General features: G+C 70.7%; 15 protein-coding genes. 3 read left to right on the top strand and 12 right to left on the bottom strand.

The window, feature by feature from the left end; translation table 11 throughout:
• Positions 1-2 precede the first annotated feature (2 nt).
• From H4N64_RS08795 to uvrC, 11 genes are all read right to left on the bottom strand, one after another.
• Positions 3-1271, bottom strand: a complete 1269-nt coding sequence (locus tag H4N64_RS08795) for an MFS transporter (RefSeq protein WP_186281561.1) — start codon at positions 1269-1271, stop codon at positions 3-5.
• A gap of 133 nt (positions 1272-1404) precedes the next feature.
• Entirely contained in the window at positions 1405-1692 is a 288-nt protein-coding gene (locus tag H4N64_RS08790; protein WP_004002138.1) for an RNA polymerase-binding protein RbpA, read from the bottom strand.
• A 246-nt stretch (positions 1693-1938) separates the two neighbouring features.
• The gene (gene secG, locus H4N64_RS08785) at positions 1939-2169 is read right to left on the bottom strand and encodes a preprotein translocase subunit SecG (RefSeq protein ID WP_015661252.1); all 231 of its coding nucleotides are present in this window, start codon (positions 2167-2169) and stop codon (positions 1939-1941) included.
• A gap of 102 nt (positions 2170-2271) precedes the next feature.
• A complete protein-coding gene (gene tpiA, locus H4N64_RS08780) occupies positions 2272-3048 on the bottom strand; it encodes a triose-phosphate isomerase (protein WP_186281560.1) in 777 nt (258 codons plus the stop codon).
• A gap of 5 nt (positions 3049-3053) precedes the next feature.
• On the bottom strand, positions 3054-4265 hold the full coding sequence (locus H4N64_RS08775) for a phosphoglycerate kinase (RefSeq protein WP_186281559.1): 1212 nt from the start codon (positions 4263-4265) through the stop codon (positions 3054-3056).
• A 134-nt stretch (positions 4266-4399) separates the two neighbouring features.
• On the bottom strand, positions 4400-5407 hold the full coding sequence (gene gap, locus H4N64_RS08770) for a type I glyceraldehyde-3-phosphate dehydrogenase (RefSeq protein ID WP_186281558.1): 1008 nt from the start codon (positions 5405-5407) through the stop codon (positions 4400-4402).
• 227 nt (positions 5408-5634) lie between these two features.
• Entirely contained in the window at positions 5635-8589 is a 2955-nt protein-coding gene (locus H4N64_RS08765) for a M14 family metallopeptidase (protein WP_186281557.1), read from the bottom strand.
• 157 nt (positions 8590-8746) lie between these two features.
• The gene (gene whiA, locus H4N64_RS08760) at positions 8747-9736 is read right to left on the bottom strand and encodes a DNA-binding protein WhiA (protein ID WP_151478450.1); all 990 of its coding nucleotides are present in this window, start codon (positions 9734-9736) and stop codon (positions 8747-8749) included.
• On the bottom strand, positions 9727-10776 hold the full coding sequence (locus H4N64_RS08755; protein ID WP_186281556.1) for a gluconeogenesis factor YvcK family protein: 1050 nt from the start codon (positions 10774-10776) through the stop codon (positions 9727-9729). Before H4N64_RS08755 ends, whiA begins: the two co-directional genes overlap by 10 nt.
• Entirely contained in the window at positions 10773-11729 is a 957-nt protein-coding gene (gene rapZ / locus H4N64_RS08750) for an RNase adapter RapZ (protein ID WP_186281555.1), read from the bottom strand. The genes H4N64_RS08755 and rapZ overlap by 4 nt, the downstream gene beginning before the upstream one ends.
• A complete protein-coding gene (gene uvrC, locus H4N64_RS08745; protein WP_186281554.1) occupies positions 11726-13771 on the bottom strand; it encodes an excinuclease ABC subunit UvrC in 2046 nt (681 codons plus the stop codon). The genes rapZ and uvrC overlap by 4 nt, the downstream gene beginning before the upstream one ends.
• A gap of 209 nt (positions 13772-13980) precedes the next feature.
• Here uvrC and H4N64_RS08740 point away from each other — a divergent pair, with 209 nt between their 5' ends.
• Positions 13981-14967, top strand: a complete 987-nt coding sequence (locus tag H4N64_RS08740) for a hypothetical protein (RefSeq protein WP_186281553.1) — start codon at positions 13981-13983, stop codon at positions 14965-14967.
• 33 nt (positions 14968-15000) lie between these two features.
• Here H4N64_RS08740 and H4N64_RS08735 read toward each other — a convergent pair whose 3' ends face one another.
• Entirely contained in the window at positions 15001-15429 is a 429-nt protein-coding gene (locus H4N64_RS08735; RefSeq protein ID WP_186281552.1) for a Rieske (2Fe-2S) protein, read from the bottom strand.
• A 197-nt stretch (positions 15430-15626) separates the two neighbouring features.
• On the opposite strand from H4N64_RS08735, the gene H4N64_RS08730 reads away from it, so the two are divergent.
• Both H4N64_RS08730 and H4N64_RS08725 read left to right on the top strand, forming a co-directional pair.
• Positions 15627-16670 (top strand): LacI family DNA-binding transcriptional regulator, encoded by a 1044-nt coding sequence (locus H4N64_RS08730; RefSeq protein WP_186281551.1) that lies wholly within the window; start codon positions 15627-15629, stop codon positions 16668-16670.
• Complete coding sequence (locus H4N64_RS08725) at positions 16667-17590, top strand: PfkB family carbohydrate kinase (RefSeq protein WP_186281550.1); 924 nt, start codon at positions 16667-16669, stop codon at positions 17588-17590. Before H4N64_RS08730 ends, H4N64_RS08725 begins: the two co-directional genes overlap by 4 nt.
• Positions 17591-17595: the final 5 nt, after the last annotated feature.

The following is a 17595-nucleotide window of genomic DNA, read 5'->3' as shown; positions in this document are numbered from 1 at the left end:
GATCAGCGGGTGACGTGAGCTGTCGTGCTGTCGTCGTGCGGGGCAACAACAAGTACGTCCACCTTGAGTACTGGTATCAGCGCGATGACGGACAGGACGAAGAACGCGGCCGCGAGCAGGGCCGGGCTGTTGAGTCCCCATGCGGTGGCGATGGCGCCGCCGAGCAGCGCGCCCAGGGGTGCCCCGGCGACACCGAGGGTCCGGAACGCCGAGCTGACCCGCCCGAGCATGTCGGCCGGACTGCGCTGCTGCATCAGGGTCGTGGTGTTCACGTTCCACACCATGCCCATGAACCCGAACACGGCCAGGGCGAGCGCCAGCGCGACCAGATGGCGTACCGAGCCCATCACGACGAGCGCGCCGATCTGCACGACCCCGGCGAGCAGCACCGCCCGCACCCGCCCCGCCCGGGCGACGAGCGTACCCCCCACCAGCCCGCCGGTGAGGCTGCCGGCCGTGTACGCCGTCATGGCCACCGCGTATCCGGTGTTGCCCGCGTCCAGCCAGCCCGTCACCAGCAGCACCAGGGTGGCGATCAGGGCGCCCATGCCGATGTTGCACAGGGCGGTGGCGGCGCACAGCCCGCGCAGGGCCCGGTCCCGCCCCAGAGTGCGCAGCCCTTCCGTGATCTCCCGGCGCAGGGTGCTGCCCGCAGGTCTGGGCCCTCGCTCGGGCGGCGCTGTCCGCAGCGAGGCGACCAGCGCGGCCGCCACCAGGAAGGTCACCGCGTCCGCGGCGAAGGGCGCCGCCGCCCCGGCCGTGATCAGCAGCGGTACGACCGGCGCGCCCAGCAGGCCGCCCGCGAGGCGCTGCCCGGTCATCAGGCGGGCGTTGGCACTGCCCAGCTCGGTGCGGTCGACCAGGGCGGGCAACAGGGCCGTCGAGGCGTTGTCGAAGAGGGTCTGGAGCGTGGTCAGGGCGAAGGCCAGCGCGATGAGCAGGGCGATCGAGGCGTGTCCGAGAGCGACGGCGACCGCGAAACCCGCGACCAGCAGCCCTCGTAGCGCATCGATCATCCACATCGCGCGCCGCTGGTCCACTCGGTCCGCGACGGCGCCGCCCAGCAACCCGAAGACGATCCAGGGCAGATAGCCGCAGGCGGTCACCGCGGCGATGAGCAGCGGGCGGTCCGTCAGCGTGGCGGCGAGCAGCGGCAGCGCGGCCGTACGCAGGGCGTCGCCGAAGCTGGAGAGCACGGCGGCGCTCCACAACCGCCCGAAACCCCCGCGCCACGCCGGTGCGCGCACGTCCCCCGACTCGACCGTCGCCACGTCTCCCCCTCACGATTCGCCCGATGAACAAACCGTAGAGGGCACCACTGACAATCGGCCGGGGCGCGGGGAGCGGCAGGCCGCGAAACAGCTTCGGCCAGGCACCGAGCGGTGCCTGGCCGTTCCTCAACTTCTAGATCTCGCCCCGCAGTTTGGCGAGCGCCTCGGCGAGGATCGCCTCGCCGTCCGCGTCGCTGCGCCGCTCCCGTACATACGCCAGGTGCGTCTTGTAGGGCTCGGTGCGCGGTGGGTCCGGCGGGTTGTCCCGGTCCTGCCCGGCGGGGAAGCCGCAGCGCGGGCAGTCCCAGGTGTCGGGAACCTGCGCGTCGCTGGCGAAGCTGGGCTGGGTCTCGTGCCCGTTGGAGCACCAGAAGGAGATGCGCAGCCGCGGCGCGGACTCGCCGCGCTCGGCCTCGCCCATCGGCCCCGCCCCGACCCGGCTTCCCCGGATCGCGTTGCCACTTGCCACGGTGTAACTCCCTGCGTGATGGTGCCGCGAAGCGAGTCGGCGTTTCGCTTCGTTGCGAGCGCCTCAGTCTACGTAAGGCCCAACGCGCGTCCAGTGATTGGAGTTACAGGCCCCACATCTAGACGCAAGCCCCATGATAGGCCGCGCTCAGCTGCGCGTACCGAACATGGGGCCTTACGTACGGATTGTGCGTGCCGGTCAGTTGTTCACCTTCATCAGCAGGCCGAGCACGACAATGCACGCGAACCACAGCAGACCGACCACGACGGTGATCCGGTCGAGGTTGCGCTCGGCGACCGAGGAGCCGCCGACGGACGACTGCATGCCGCCACCGAACATGTCGGAGAGGCCGCCGCCCTTGCCCTTGTGCATCAGCACCAGCAGCATCAGCAGACCGCTGAACACGATCAGGGCGATCGAGAACCCCATAACCACGGCTGGACCAACTTCCTCGGATCTGGATGGACGACAGGGGCACAGCCACCGGGCTGTGCCCCCGCAAGGGTACGACGGATCCGCGCTACCGCATACTTACTGGTCGCGGAAGCGCACGATCTTGACGAACTCGTCGGCGTCCAGGGAAGCGCCGCCCACCAGGGCGCCGTCGATGTCGGCCTGCGCCATGATCTCGGCGACATTGCCGGACTTCACGGAGCCGCCGTACTGGATGCGGACCTTGTCGGCCACGTCCTGCGAGTACAGCTCGGCGAGCTTCCCGCGGATGGCGGCGCAGACCTCCTGGGCGTCCTCGGCACCGCAGACCTTGCCGGTGCCGATGGCCCAGACGGGCTCGTAGGCGATCACGATGGTCTCGGCCTGCTCGGCCGGGAGGTCCTTCAGACCGCCCTCGACCTGGGCGAGGGTGTGCGGGACGGCGTTGCCGGCCTCGCGGACGTCCAGTTCCTCGCCGACGCACATGATCGGGGTCAGGCCGTGCTTGTAGGCGGCCTTGACCTTGGCGTTGACGATCTCGTCGGTCTCGTTGTGGTACTGGCGGCGCTCGGAGTGGCCGATGGCCACGTATGTGCACTTCAGCTTGGCCAGCATCGGGCCGGAGATCTCGCCGGTGTAGGCGCCGGAGTCCTGCGCGGAGATGTCCTGGGCGCCGTACTTGATCTTCAGCTTGTCGCCGTCGACCAGGGTCTGCACGGAGCGCAGGTCGGTGAAGGGCGGCAGGACGGCGACCTCGACGGCCTCGTAGTCCTTGTCCGCGAGGGCGAAGGCGAGCTTCTGGACGTGGGCGATGGCCTCAAGGTGGTTGAGGTTCATCTTCCAGTTGCCCGCCATCAGCGGCGTGCGCGTGCTCATCAGGGTCAGTCCTCCAGTGCGGCGAGGCCGGGGAGCGTCTTGCCCTCAAGGTATTCGAGGGAGGCGCCGCCGCCGGTCGAGATGTGGCCGAATGCGGTCTCGTCGAAGCCGAGCGTACGCACGGCCGCGGCGGAGTCTCCGCCGCCGACGACGGTGAACCCGTCCGAGTCGACGAGGGCCTGGGCGACCGCCTTGGTGCCCTCGGCGAAATCGGGGTGCTCGAAGACGCCCATGGGGCCGTTCCAGAAGACGGTCGCGGCGTCGGTGAGCTTTCCGGCGTACAGCTCGCCGGTCTTCGGGCCGATGTCCAGGCCCAGCTGCCCCTCGGGCATCTGGTCCGCGTCGACGGCGGTGTGCTCGGTGGGCGCCTTGGCCTTCAGGTCCGGGAAGCCCGGGGAGACCACGACGTCGACCGGGAGCACCAGCTCGACGCCCAGCTTCTCGGCGCGCTCCAGGTATTCGGTGACGGCTGGGATCTGGTCCTCCTGGAGCAGCGAGGTGCCGACCTCGTAGCCCTTGGCCTTGAGGAAGGTGAAGGCCATGCCGCCGCCGATGAGGATGCGGTCGGCCTTGCCGAGCAGCTGGTCGATGACGGCCAGCTTGTCGGAGACCTTGGAGCCGCCGAGGGCCACGGCGTAGGGCCGCTTGACGTCCTCGGTGAGCTTCTTCAGGACGCCGACCTCGGTGGCGATGAGGTAGCCGGCGTAGTGCGGCAGCCTGCCCGGGAGGTCGTACACGGACGCGTGCTTGCGGTGCACGGCGCCGAAGCCGTCGCCGACGTAGACGTCCGCCAGGGCGGCGAGCTGCTCGGCGAAGGCGGCGCGCTCGGCGTCGTCCTTGGAGGTCTCGCCGGCGTTGAAGCGCAGGTTCTCGATGACGGCGACCTGGCCGTCGGCGAGGCCCGCGACGACCGCCTGGGCGGACTCGCCGACCGTGTCGGTCGCGAAGGCGACGTCGGCGCCGAGGAGTCCACCGAGCCGGGCGGCGGCCGGGGCGAGGGAGAAGGCGGGGTCCGGGGCACCCTTGGGGCGGCCCAGGTGGGAGGCCACGACCACCCGGGCGCCGGCCTCGGCGAGCGCCTTGACGGTGGGCAGGACCGCGCGGATACGGCCGTCGTCGGTGATCGTGGTGCCGTCCAGCGGCACGTTGAGGTCGGCGCGGACGAAGACCCGCTTGCCGGTGACGCCTTCGGCGAGGAGTTCGTCGATCGTCTTCATTGAGAGGGCTCCCGAGAAGTGTTCGTGATGCTCGTGATCCTAAGAGGGCTGGTCTGTACGTGAGTCAGGGCCCGGGCGGCGCGTCCCTGCGCCGCCCGAGCCCTGCTGTCACATCGAAGTGCCTGCTCCGGAGATCAGAGCTGGTTGCCGACGAAGACCGTGAGGTCGACGAGGCGGTTGGAGTAGCCCCACTCGTTGTCGTACCAGCCGAGGATCTTCACCGACGTGCCCTCCTGGACCATGGTCAGGGAGGAGTCGAAGGTGCAGGACGACGGGTCGCTGACGATGTCCGAGGAGACGATCTCGTCCTCGGTGTAGGACAGGTAGCCCTGCAGCTCGCCCTCGGAGGCCTTCTTGAACGCGGCGTTGACCTCGTCCTTGGTGACCTCGCGGGACAGCTCCACGACGAGGTCGGTGGCCGAGCCGGTCGGGACCGGAACGCGCATCGCGATGCCGTCCAGCTTGCCCTTCAGCTGCGGCAGGACCAGTGCGGTGGCCTTGGCGGCACCCGTGGTGGTCGGGATGATGTTCTCCGCGGCGGCACGGGCGCGGCGCAGGTCCTTGTGCGGGAAGTCCAGGATGCGCTGGTCGTTCGTGTACGCGTGCACGGTCGTCATCAGGCCCTTGACGATGCCGAAGTTCTCGTCGAGGACCTTGGCCATCGGCGCCACGCAGTTGGTGGTGCAAGAGGCGTTGGAGATGACGTGGTGGTTCGCCGGGTCGTACTTGTCCTGGTTGACGCCCATCACGATGGTGATGTCCTCGTCCTTGGCCGGAGCCGAGATGAGGACCTTCTTCGCACCGCCCGCGATGTGCTTGGCGGCGTCGTCCTTCTTGGTGAAGATGCCGGTCGACTCGATGACGATGTCGACGCCCAGCTCGCCCCACGGGATGTCGGCGGGGTTGCGCTCGGAGAGCACCTTGATGGTGTGGCCGTCGACCGTGATCGTGTCGGCGGTGTGGGTGACCTCCTGCTTGAGGCGGCCCAGAATCGTGTCGTACTTCAGCAGGTGAGCGGTGGTCGCGGTGTCACCCAGGTCGTTGACAGCCACGATCTCGATGTCAGCACCCTGCTCCAGCAGCGCGCGGAAGTAGTTGCGACCGATACGACCGAAGCCGTTGATGCCTACGCGGATCGTCACGAACCGATCTCCTCGTTGGTACGCCGGCCATGCGGTGCCGGCGAGCTGTATTTGGGATGTCCCCGACCGCCTACGACCCTACCTCCCTGAGGCCCCCGAGGTGACATCGAGATGCCCCATACACGGGCAGGCGGTCCGTACCCGCCAGTAGGGGTACGGACCGCCCCCGGGCTTCAGCGCCCTGTCACCTCCTCATCGCGGAGAGTCGGGGCCTTGCGGACCCTGGCTCACCCGTCGAGGGCGGTGAGCGCCTCGCCGATCAGGGCCGCACGGTCGGCCGGGGCGACGACGTGCTCCAGGCCGAAGCCCAGCAGCACGGTGTCGTCCGTGGTGACCGCGCCGTACGTCTGGAAGAGCCGGCCGACCCGCGCCCAGTCCTTGACGACCGCGGGGCTGCCCGCGGGCGGGCCCGGGACGCTCCAGGCGCCGAGCGCCGTCTCGAAGCCCTCGGTCTCGACGGCGGTGCCGCCGATCACGACGGAGGCGTTGTCGACGAGGACGCCACGGCCGCCGGAGCCGGGGTCGGTGATGTAGCCGAGCGAGACCTCGACGGTTTTGCCCGCGTAGGCGGACAGGTCGAAGGAGACCTCCTGCCAGCCTGCCGACGCCCCGGTGAAGCTGTTCCAGGAGCCGCTGGTGCCGGAGGGGGTGCAGGCGCCGCCGGCGAGCGTCAGATACCGCTTGAGTGCGGGGTGGGCCTGGATGAAGTACCCGGCCGAGCACTCCTCGGGCACCGCGGTGCTGGTCGCGCCACCCTTCTCGGGCAGCGTCGTCCAGTCGTCGCCGCCCGCCGTACGGGCCTCCAGCACGGCGTGGTCGTAGCCAGGCTCGGTGCTCCACAGAATGCGGGTGGTCAGCGTGGGTGCCTGCGCGGCGGTCACCGAGGTGAGGTCGATGGTGCGGGTGAGGCGGTTCCAGGCGTAGTCGCTGTGCGTGACGGCCGCCATGGAGCTGCCCTCGTACGGCCCGTACGGGTTGACCGTGCCGGGGTAGCGGCCCGCTCCGGCGCTCGCGAACTGCGGGAACCTGTCCACGGGCAGGGTCTCGGAGGTGACGCTGTAGGAGCCGGCCGCGTTCAGCGGGTTGCCCGGCGCCCCGGCCAGCGCGCCCTTGGCGCCCGCGAGGTCACCGGCGCCCTCGAAGGCGGTGGCCCCGGGCAGCGACGTACGGCTGTAGGCGCCGAGGTAGTACTGGCTGAAGTCGTTGGACAGGGTGCCGCCGCCGAGGTCGACGTTGCCGCCGGCCTGCTCGCCGGCCTCGATCAGCTTGCCGCCCTCGTTGAGGAAGGCGCGCAACTGGAGCTGGGTGGCGTTGCCGGGGATGCCGGCGCCCGTGTAGTGGACGACGGTGTCGAAGTGGCTCAGCACGCCGAGCGCGTCGGGCGCGCCCTGGGTGGCGACGTCCCAGACGACGGCCTTGTAGCCGTTGGCCTTGAGCGCGTCGACGTAGGTCTGCGCCTGGGTGGCGGCCGCGCCCTCCTCGGCTACGACGAGGGCGTCCGCGCGCGGGCGTTCGGCGACGGTATAGGTGAAGTGGTCGCTGGAGACCGGCTTTCCGCTCCTGGTCTCGCCGGTGAACCACACCTCGACCTTGTCACCGGCATCGCCGTCGGCGACCTTGGCGCGGTACTCGTCGAAGTAGAGGTTGTCCGCACCGCCGTAGGTCTCGCCGCCCTTCCAGGACCGCAGCGCCATGTCGTGCGTACGGCCGCCGTTGACGCGGTACTTGAGCTCCTTGTCGCGCACGGACTTGCGTACGACGACGGAGACCTTCTGGTCGGCGCCGCGGGAGTACGACGTGGTGAACGGCGCCGGGGTGAAGTCGGCGGCCTTCAGGCCGAGCGAGGAGGACGGCTGGTCCGGGTGGCCGGCGGACTCGGCGACGGAGAGCGCGAACGGGAGGTTCTTGGCGACCTCCTGCTGGATCAGCTTCTCGTCGTCCGGGAAGTTGAAGATGGACTGGCAGTCGCCGGGGAGCCAGGCGTCGTTCGGGTCGACGTTCGAGGCGGTCTGGCAGGTCGACATCTCGGGCGTGAACATCGCCAGGCCGTTGACGTTGGAGGCGTGTCCGTCCGCCTCGCCGTTGGTGGTGTACAGCTCCGAGGAGACCTGCGGGTGGTAGCCGGGCACCGCGGGGTTGTCGGGGGTGCCGGCGAGCGCCTTGTAGAGGACGTCGTCCGGGGTGTCGGTGGCCACCTGCCAGCCGACGCCGTAGAGGAGGAGCTCGGCGGCCGAGTGGTAGTTGATGCCGAGTTCGAAGCCGATGCGCTTCTGGAAGGCGTCCAGCGCCTTGGTCTCCGGCTCGGAGCCCGGGGCGTCACCGCGGTAGGTCTGGCTGGTGGGGTTGGGGGAGGAACCCTCGTCGTCATAGCCCCACTTGTAGGCGAAGTTGCGGTTGAGGTCGACTCCGTCGCCGGTGCCGATGGCGCCGTCGCCGTTGACGTCCCGCATGTTCTTGCGCCACAGGCGGTCGCCCGTGTCCTTGAAGGTGTAGTCGTAGCCGTCGGGGTTGGCCGAGATCACGAACCACAGCTCGGTGGTGTCGACGATCTTCTTGATCCGCTTGTCCGTGCGGTAGTTGTCCAGGTAGTGGTGCATCAGCCGCCGGGTCATCTCCGGGGTGATCCACTCCCGCGCGTGCTGGTTGGACATGTACAGCACGGCGGGCTTGGCGCCGTCCTTGGACTTCTTGGCGTTCTTGGTGAGCTTCAGCGCCAGGATGTCCTGGCCCTGGACGGTCTTGCCGATGGAGACGACCTTGGTGAGGCCGGGGTTCTCCTGGCCGGTGCGGAAGATCTCCTCCTTCAGGCCGCCGCTGCCGCTGAAGGGCCGGAAGACGCTCTCGGCGGCCGCCTCGACGCGCTGCTCGGCCTTGGCGGACAGGGTGTGCTCGGTGAGCTCTACGCCCTGCTTCTCCAGCTTGTCGGCCTGCTTGTCGGTGAGGTAGACCTCGATCGTGGCGGTGCCCCTCTCGGGCGCCCGCTCACTGAGTTCATGGCCGTCCTGTCCGGCGGCCAGCAGCAGCGGGATCTGCTTCTTGGTGACCTCGGCGCGGAAGACCTTGACCTCGTCCGAACCGGATGGGTCCGAACTGTCGTTCTGTGCCTGGGCGATGGGTGCGAAGCTCGCTCCGCCGATCAGGAGCGCGCCGACAGCGAGGATCGATCTCGCTCTGTGTCTCATGAACCCCCCTAGCGTGGGTTCGCCACGTCAGCGAACAGATGCCAGGCTCATGACACTCCATGATCGAGTCAAGGGCGCCTCAGGACACGAAAACGCCGGTGACCATCACCCAAGTGGGCGCGGTCACCGGCGTGGTGACGATGGGTCAACCTTCAGGTCAGCCCGCGAGGTTGTCGGCCATCTCCTCGGTGAGGGTGGACTCGGTGCCGGGGATGCCGAGGTCCTGGGCGCGCTTGTCGGCCATCGCCAGGAGGCGGCGGATACGGCCGGCGACGGCGTCCTTGGTCAGCGGCGGGTCGGCGAGCGCGCCGAGCTCCTCCAGGGAGGCCTGCTTGTGCTCCATGCGCAGCCGGCCGGCGGCGGCGAGATGCTCGGGGACCTCCTCGCCGAGGATCTCCAGCGCGCGCTGGACGCGGGCACCGGCGGCGACGGCCGCGCGCGCGGAGCGGCGGAGGTTGGCGTCGTCGAAGTTGGCGAGACGGTTCGCCGTGGCGCGGACCTCGCGGCGCATCCGCCGCTCCTCCCAGGCCAGCACCGACTCATGGGCGCCGAGGCGGGTCAGCAGGGCGCCGATCGCGTCACCGTCACGGACGACGACCCGGTCCACGCCGCGCACCTCACGGGCCTTCGCGGCGATGGACAGCCGGCGGGCGGCTCCGACGAGCGCGAGCGCGGCCTCGGGGCCCGGGCAGGTCACCTCCAGGGAGGAGGAGCGGCCGGGTTCGGTGAGCGAGCCGTGCGCCAGGAAGGCGCCGCGCCAGGCGGCCTCGGCGTCACAGGTGGCCCCGGAGACGACCTGCGGGGGCAGGCCGCGGATCGGGCGGCCCCGCCCGTCGACCAGGCCGGTCTGCCGGGCCAGCTGGTCACCGCCGGCGACCACGCGCACGACGTAGCGCGAGCCCCGGCGCAGTCCACCGGGCGCCATCACGATCAGTTCGGAGCTGTGGCCGAAGATCTCCAGGATGTCCCGCTTGAGCCGACGGGCCGCCATCGCGGTGTCCAGCTCCGCCTCGATCACGATGCGCCCGCTGACCAGATGGAGGCCGCCGGCGAACCGCAGAATGGCGGAGACCTCCGCCTTCCTGCAGCAGGTCCGGGTGACGGGGAGCCGGGAGATCTCGTCCTTCACCGCTGCCGTCATCGCCATGGGCCGATCCTTCCATGCATCCGAAAAATACGGTCGTACGCGGCGGCCAGCAGCTCCGGGTCGTGCCGCGGAGATCCGTCCCTCCGGGCGACCGGAGCCAGCTCGACCGCGGCCCCGAGCCGCTTGGCGGCCTCGGTCAGCACCTCGCGGTCGGGCACGGCAGCCTCGTCGGCCAGCACCACGTCCAGGGCGAGTTTAGGGGCGTGTCGTCCCAAAACCTCCAAATGACGCTGCGGGGAGAAGCCTTCGGTTTCTCCGGGCTGCGGGGCGAGGTTCAGCGAGAGTACCCGGCGGGCCTTCGTCTCCGTGAGGGCGTCCAGCAGTTCGGGCACGAGCAGATGCGGGATCACCGAGGAGAACCAGGACCCGGGGCCCAGCACCACCCAGTCCGCGTCCTGGACCGCCGCGACGGCCTCGGGGACGGCGGGCGGGTCGTGCGGCACCAGGTGCACGGACTGCACCTCACCGGGGGTGAGGGCGACGGTGGCCTGTCCGCGCACGGTGTCGACGTCCTCGGGCCGCTCCGGGTCGTGCCCCTTGACCAGGGCCTGGAGCTCCAGGGGTACGGCGGACATGGGCAGCACGCGCCCGTGCGCCCCGAGGAGCTTGCCGACCAGGTCAAGGGCCTGGACATGGTCGCCGAGCTGCTCCCACAGGGCGACGATCAGCAGATTGCCGACCGCGTGGTCGTGCAGGTCGCCCTGGGAGGTGAAGCGGTGCTGGATCACCCGCGACCAGGTCTGGCCCCAGTCGTCGTCGCCGCACAGCGCGGCCAGCGCCTTGCGCAGATCGCCGGGCGGCAGCACACCCAGCTCGTCGCGCAGACGCCCGCTGGAGCCGCCGTCGTCGGCGACCGTGACCACGGCGGTCAGGTCACCGGTGATCCGGCGCAGCGCGGCGAGCGAGGCCGACAGGCCCATGCCGCCGCCGAGGGCGACGACCTTGGGCTGAGTACCGCGGCGGCGCGGTCGGCCGCCACGGGCCTCGACGGGCCGGCCGATCCGGCCAACCCTGATCAGCCGCGGAGTACGTCCTGTCATTCCCGTCCCATGTCCCGGTGGACGACCACCGTCTCCACACCCTGCGCGGCGAGCCGTGCGGCGAGCTTCTCCGAGGTGGCCACCGACCGGTGCTTGCCGCCGGTGCAGCCGACCGCGATGGTCACATAGCGCTTGCCCTCACGACGGTAGCCTGCGGCAATCAGCTGGAGCAGCTCGGAGTACCGGTCGAGGAACTCCTTGGCGCCGGGCTGGTTGAAGACGTACGCCGACACCTCCTCGTTCAGACCGGTGTACGGCCGCAGCTCCGGGACCCAGTGCGGGTTCGGCAGGAAGCGCATGTCGACGACCAGGTCGGCGTCGACGGGCAGGCCGTACTTGAAGCCGAAGCTCATCACGGTGGCCCGCAGCTCGGGCTCCTCCTCGCCCGCGAACTGGGCGTCCATCTTGGCGCGCAGCTCATGCACGTTCAGGCTGGAGGTGTCGATCACCAGGTCGGCGTCGCCGCGCAGCTCGCGCAGCAGTTCGCGCTCGGCGGCGATGCCGTCGACGATCCGGCCGTCGCCCTGGAGGGGGTGCGGGCGGCGCACCGACTCGAAGCGGCGCACCAGGGCGTCGTCGGAGGACTCCAGGAAGACGATCCGCCGGGTGACGCCCCGGGTGTCGAGGTCGGCGAGCGACTCGCGGAGGTTGTCGAAGAAGCGGCGGCCGCGGACGTCGACGACGACCGCGATCCGGGCGACATTGCCCTGGGAGCGGGCGCCGAGCTCCACCATGGTGGGGATCAGCGCGGGCGGCAGGTTGTCGACGACGAACCAGCCGAGGTCCTCCAGACACTTCGCGGCTGTCGAGCGGCCGGCTCCGGACATACCGGAGATGATCACCAGCTCGGGGATGGTGGCCTCGGGGACCGCGGCGTTCTCGCCGGCCGTACTCACCTGTGCTCCGTCTTCCTTGGGTCGTTCTTGTGGCGTTTGCTTGTCCTGCTCGGTCATGTCTCCTGCCCCCGTCGTTCGTCCGGGGTGCCCGCGGTCACGGGCTCCCCCGGGGTGCCCTCGGTCACCTCGGGCGCCCCGTCTTCCATGTCTTCCATGATCTCTCCAGTCGCCGTGTTCACGGCGAGCGCGGCCGGGGCCGCCTGGGCGAAGGCCGCGGCAATGGTCTCGGCCGTTTTACGACCTATGCCCGGAACCTCGCAGATCTGGCTGACTGTCGCCGATCGCAGCTTCTTCACCGAACCGAAGTGCTTGATCAGCGCCTGTTTACGGGTCTCGCCGAGGCCCGGTACGTCGTCCAGCGGGCTGGACCGGAAGCGCTTGGCGCGCTTGGCGCGCTGGTAGGTGATGGCGAAGCGGTGGGCCTCGTCACGGACGCGCTGGAGCAGATACAGGCCCTCGCTGGTGCGCGGCAGGACCACCGGGTCGTCCTCGCCGGGCAGCCAGACCTCCTCCAGGCGCTTGGCCAGGCCGCACACGGCGATGTCGTCGATGCCGAGCTCGTCCAGGGCTTTCTTGGCGGCGGCGACCTGGGGCTGCCCGCCGTCGACAACGACGAGCTGGGGCGGGTAGGCGAACTTCTTGGGGCGGCCGTCGTCCTCGGTGAGGGCGTCCTCGCCCTCGGCCCACTCGCCCGTCTTCTCCTTCTCGGCGATGTACCGCTTGAAGCGGCGGGAGATCACCTCGTGCATGGACCGGACGTCGTCCTGCCCTGCGAAGCCCTTGATCTGGAAGCGGCGGTACTCGCCCTTGCGCTGGAGGCCGTCCTCGAAGACGACCATGGAGGCCACGACGTCGTCGCCCTGGAGGTGGGAGATGTCGTAGCACTCGATCCTCAGCGGGGCGCTGTCCAGGTCGAGGGCGTCGGCGATCTCCTCCAGGGCACGCGAGCGCGTGGTCAGGTCGGAGGCGCGCTTGGTCTTGTGCAGGGCGAGGGCCTGCAGGGCGTTGCGCTGGACGGTCTCCATCAGCGCCTTCTTGTCGCCGCGCTGCGGGATCCGCAGCGAGACGTTCGACCCGCGGCGTTCGGTGAGCCACTCCTGGACCGGCTCCACCGGCTCCGGCAGGGCCGGGACGAGGACTTCCTTGGGCACGGAGTCCCCGCTCTCCTCGCCGTAGAGCTGCTGGAGGGCGTGTTCGACGAGGGCGCCGGTGGTGATCTCCTCGACCTTGTCGGTGACCCAGCCGCGCTGGCCGCGCACGCGTCCGCCACGGACGTGGAAGATCTGCACGGCCGCCTCCAGCTCGTCCTCGGCGACGGCGATCAGGTCGGCGTCGGTCGCGTCGGCGAGCACGACCGCGTTCTTCTCCATAGCCTTCTTCAGGGCCTCGATGTCGTCGCGCAGACGGGCGGCCCGCTCGTACTCCATCTCGTCGGCCGCCTGCATCATCCGCTTCTCCAGGCGGCGCAGGTACGTGCCCGTGCGGCCGGCCATGAAGTCGCAGAACTCCTCGGCGAGTTCGCGGTGTTCCTCGGGCGAGACCCGGCCGACGCAGGGCGCGGAGCACTTGCCGATGTAGCCGAGCAGACAGGGGCGGTCGGTGCGGGCGGAGTTCTTGAAGACACCGGCCGAGCAGGTGCGCACGGGGAAGACGCGCAGCAGGAGGTCCACGGTGTCGCGGATCGCCCACGCGTGCGCGTACGGCCCGAAGTAGCGCACGCCCTTCTTCTTGTGACCGCGCATCACCTGCACGCGCGGGAACTCCTCGTTCATCGTCACCGCGAGGTACGGGTAGCTCTTGTCGTCGCGGTACTTGACGTTGAACCGGGGGTCGTACTCCTTGATCCAGGAGTACTCCAGCTGGAGCGCCTCCACCTCTGTGGACACCACCGTCCACTCCACGGACGCCGCTGTGGTGACCATGGTGCGGGTGCGGGGGTGCAGGCCCGCCAGGTCCTGGAAGTAGTTCGCCAGGCGCTGGCGCAGGCTTTTCGCCTTTCCGACGTAGATCACCCGGCGGTGCTCGTCACGGAACCTGTAGACCCCGGGGGAGTCCGGGATCTGTCCCGGCCTGGGGCGGTAGCTGGAGGGGTCGGCCATGTTTCACACCCTACTGGCGAGGGGTGACAGCGCGACGAGGCTGTGGACAACGCCGGCGGGCCCGCGGCCACGTCTGTGCGCCGGTTGGGCATCAGGTGTTGTCGGGGCTTGGTCAACACGCTTCAATGCGGGGGAACTCGGGCCCGGTCTTGCCGCCCGCGCGAACGGTCCGACCAGCCGTCGTGAACGCTGCCCAGAAAGGCCCCTTCATGCCGCACGCGCCTCAGCAGGCGGACGCCGCCGTCCTCACCGCGGAGCCGGACATGGACGGGGCTACGAAGCCGCATTCGGAACTGGATGCGGTGCTCAGCGGCGGCCCCTTCCATGTCGCCCTGCGTGCCGCCATCGCCGCGCGCGGGCTGCCGCTCCAGCGCGTGCAGCACCATCTGTCGCGCTACGGGGTGAAGGTCGGCGTCACGAGTCTGAGTTACTGGCAGCAGGGCGCCCGCAGGCCGCAGCGTCCCGAGTCGCTGCGCGCGGTACGGGCGCTGGAGGAGATCCTCCAGCTGCCGGAGGAGTCGCTGATCCGGCTGCTCGCCGAGGGCGACGAACCGGCGGCGGGGCGGACCGCGGCCCGTTCCTACCGCTCCCTCGTCGAGGCCGATGGCGTCCTGGAGCGGCTGCTGGCCGAGCTGGACGTCCCGGTCGACGGCGGGCTGCACACCCTGGGGCTGCACGAGCGGGTGCGGATCGGTGCACGGCGGGAGCTGGCGGGCCGCGAGTCGCACCACATCGTGCGCGCCCACAGGGACGGCGTCGACCGCTTCATGGCTGTGTACCACGGCGACCCCGGCTGCGCGCCCGAGCTCATGCGCGTCCAGGCCCTGGAGAACTGCCGCACGGGCCGCGTCCGGCACCACCACGACACCGGCGTCCTCGTCGCCGAGCTGCTCTTCGACACCCGCCTGCGCTCCGGCGAGACCTTCCTCTTCCGGTACGGCGTCGAGGACGGCACCTCAGGGGTGTCCCGCGAGTACGCGCGCGGGTTCGGCCTCGCGGGCGGCCAGTACGCCCTCCAGGTCCGCTTCGAGGAGCACCATCTGCCGGTGCGCTGTCATCGCTTCGCCCAGCACTCGGCGGCGGCGCCGCGCAGTGGCCGTCAGGAGCTCCCGCTCAGCCGGCAGTACCACTCGGTCCATCTCGTCGAGCCTCGGCTGCGGACGGGGATCGTGGGGATCGGGTGGGACTGGGAGTGAGCGGGCTCGGGTGAGCCCTCGCCGGGCGGCGGCTCAGGCGGTGGCGGCCGGTCCCGTCACGATCCGGCCGCCCTTGGCCTCCACCGGCAGCTCCTTCAGCGGCACGCCGGCCGGCTCGCGCAGCACCTCGCCGCTCGTCGCGTCGAACTCGCTGCCGTGGCAGGGGCAGATGAGCTTCGTCCCCTCCAGCTTGTTGATGGGGCACAACGCGTGCGTGCAGATCGTGCTGTACGCCTTCAGGGTGCCGTTCGCGTCCCGGCTGACGACCACGTTGTGATCCCGGTACAGCTTCGCGCCGCCCTTGGCGACCTCGCTCTCGGCGCCGAGGTCGACCGGCGCGGTCGGCTCGGCGTCCTTCGTCTCCCCGCCCGGTGAGCAGGCGGCGAGGCCGAGCCCGGCCACGGGGGTGAGGGCCGCTCCGCGCAGGACGGTACGACGGGTCGGGGACGGGCGGCCGGGCATACGGGTCTCCACTGGTCAGGGGCGGGCAGGGCGACGATACCGGCCGGGGCGGGCGGGACGGACGCCGGGGCGAGGTGCCGTCGGCGCTTGCGCACCCGCTGACGTAAACGCTTGCGCAAGCGTTTACGTCAGCCGCCGGATGGGATACCTTCCCGGCCAGAAGCAGCTGACGACAGAGCCCGAAGGGGAGGAATCCGATGCCGACCATGGCCGACGTGGCCCGTGACGCGGGCGTCTCCGTGGCGACCGTCTCGCACGTCCTCAACGGCACCCGCCCGGTGCTCCCCCACACCCGTCAGGCCGTCCTGGACGCCATCGACCGGCTCGGCTACACGCCGAACTCCCTGGCCCGCTCCCTGGTCACCGCGCGCACCCGGTCCATCGGCCTCGCGGTGTCGGCGATCAGCAATCCCTACTTCACGGAGATCCTCCAGGGCGTCGAGGCGGGTGCCCTGGAGCATGGATACAGCCTGCTCATCGCGGATCCGCACGACGACCCCGAGCACGAGCGCAAGGTCGTCCAGCTGCTGCACGAGCGGCGCGTGGACGGCATGATCGTCGCGCCGTCCGCGGATCCGCGCGAGCTTCTGGCCTACCTGCGGCGGCACGACGTACCGACGGTGTTCCTCGACCGGCTGGTGGACGACGAGGCCGCGCCGCACTTCGACCAGGTGTGCGCGGCGAGCGCCGAACCGACGGCCCGTCTGGTCACCCATCTCGCGGAGCTCGGCCACCGGCGGATCGGACTGGTCGCGGGGCGCCCCGGGCTCAGCACCACCAGCGAGCGGATCACCGGCTACCGGCACGGGCTCGCGCACGCCGGTCTCGCCCATGACGAACGCCTGATCGCGCACGGCGACTCCGAGTCCGCCGGTGCCGAGCGCGCCACCGCGGCCCTGCTGTCCCTCGCCGCACCGCCCACGGCCCTGGTGACCGCCAACAACGCGATGACCATCGGTGCCCTGCGCGCCCTGCGCGAGCGCGGCCTGTCCGTGCCAGACGATCTCGCCCTGTGCTGCTTCGACGACTTCGCGTGGGCCGACCTGTTCGCACCCCGGCTCACCGCGATCGCCCAGCCCAGCAAGGAGATCGGCGCCCAGGCCGTACGCGTCCTCCTGGACCGCCTCGCCGAGCCGGGCCGGCCCGCCCGGACCGTGCGGCTCGACTGCGCCTTCGTCCACCGCACCTCGTGCGGCTGCCCCGAACAGCTCCACAACCCCGCGAAAGGAACCACCTCGTGATCGTCGTCGCCGGTGAGGCCCTGATCGACCTCGTGCCGCAGGGCACGGGCGCCCTCGCGAGCCTGCGGCCGGCGCTCGGCGGCGGCCCCTTCAACACGGCCGTGGCCCTCGGCCGCCTCGGCTCCCCCACCGCCTTCTGCTCCCGCACGTCCTACGACGCCTTCGGCGAGGCCCTGCTGGACGGGCTGCGACGGGACGGGGTCGACGTGTCGGCCGTACAGCGCGGGACCGAGCCGACCACGCTCGCGGTGGCCACCGTGGACGCGGACGGCTCGGCCGCCTACTCCTTCTACGTCGACGGCACCGCCGACCGGCTGTTCACGGCGCCCGCCGCCCTCCCGGACGGCACGCGCGCGGTGTCCTTCGGGACCTGCTCGCTCGTCCTGGAACCGGGCGCGACCGCGTACGCGGAGCTGATGCGGGCGGCGGCCGCGCAGGGCGTGTTCACGGCCCTCGACCCGAACATCCGCCCGGGGCTGATCCCCGACCCGGACAACTACCGGGCCCGATTCCACGGCTGGCTGCCGTCGGTGTCGCTGCTCAAGCTGTCCGCGGAGGACGCCGAGTGGCTCGGCGGCACCCCGCGCGAGTGGCTCGCGGAGGGCCCCGAGGCCGTGGTGATCACCCACGGCGGCGACGGGCTCACCGTCTTCACCCAGGACGGCGGGGAGTACTCGGTGCCGGGCGAGAAGGTCGATGTCGTCGACACGATCGGAGCCGGGGACACCGTGAACGCGGCCCTGCTGCACGGACTGTCCGTCCGGGACGCGCTGTCCCCTCAGGCGGTGGCGCGGCTCGGCGCGGACGAGTGGACGGCCCTGCTGCGTTTCGCGGCACGCGCGGCGGCGATCACCTGCTCACGCGCGGGCGCGGAACCGCCGTACGCCTCCGAACTGGCCGGTGTGCTCGAAGGCAGGTGAGATGC

It is taken from the genome of Streptomyces cupreus (assembly GCF_014257025.1).
Classification (GTDB): Bacteria; Actinomycetota; Actinomycetes; order Streptomycetales; family Streptomycetaceae; genus Streptomyces; species Streptomyces cupreus.
The sequence above is the reverse complement of the archived record's forward strand: the minus strand, read 5'-3'. Positions and strand labels throughout refer to the sequence as shown.